This window comes from Burkholderia sp. AU45388 (assembly GCF_030481585.1).
GTDB lineage: Bacteria > Pseudomonadota > Gammaproteobacteria > Burkholderiales > Burkholderiaceae > Burkholderia > Burkholderia sola.
Map to the genome: position 1 here is coordinate 1 of NZ_JAUJPV010000072.1, position 945 is coordinate 945.

Annotated in this window: 1 protein-coding gene; it reads left to right on the plus strand. The window is 65.4% G+C overall.

Going from position 1 to position 945, the window contains the following annotated elements; translation table 11 throughout:
- Positions 1–945: electron transfer flavoprotein-ubiquinone oxidoreductase (locus QZM72_RS35475; RefSeq protein ID WP_301740440.1), on the plus strand; the 945-nt coding region annotated here is incomplete at its 5' end.

Here is a 945-nt window from a genome sequence, read left to right on the forward strand (position 1 = left end):
ACGGCCGGCTGGCCGCTGAAGTCGGACACGTACGGCGGCTCGTTCCTGTATCACATGGACAACAACCAGGTCGTGGTCGGCTTCGTGGTGGGCCTGGGCTACACGAACCCGTACCTGTCGCCGTTCGAGGAATTCCAGCGCTACAAGACGCACCCGTCGATCCGCGCGTTCCTCGAAGGCGGCAAGCGCGTGTCGTACGGCGCGCGCGCGATCACGGCCGGCGGCCTGCTGTCGCTGCCGAAGACGGTGTTCCCGGGCGGCGCGCTGATCGGCGACGATGCGGGCTTCCTGAACGCATCGCGGATCAAGGGCAGCCACGCGGCGATCAAGACCGGCATGCTGGCCGCGGACGCCGCGTTCGACGCGGTGCAGGCCGGCCGTCAGTCGGATGAGCTCAATGCGTACCCGGATGCGTTCAGGCAATCGTGGCTGTACACGGAGCTGTACCGTGCGCGCAACTTCAAGCAGTGGATGGCCAAGGGCCTGTACCTCGGCACGCTGATGGTCGGGCTCGAGCAGAAGGTGATGGGCGGCAACGTGCCGTGGACGCTGCATCATCAGCATGCGGACCACGAGATGCTGAAGCCGGCGTCGCAGTGCGAGCCGATCGAATATCCGAAGCCGGACGGCAAGCTGACGTTCGACCGGCTGTCGTCGGTGTTCATCTCGAACACGAACCACGAGGAAAACCAGCCGGCGCACCTGACGCTGAAGGATGCGAGCGTGCCGGTGAACGTGAACCTGCGCACGTACGCGGGACCGGAAGCGCGCTTCTGCCCGGCGGCCGTGTACGAGTTCGTGAAGAACGACGACGGCGGCGATCGCCTCGTGATCAACGCGCAGAACTGCGTGCACTGCAAGACCTGCGACATCAAGGACCCGACGCAGAACATCGTGTGGGTCACGCCGGAAGGCGGCGGCGGGCCGAATTACCCGAACATGTAA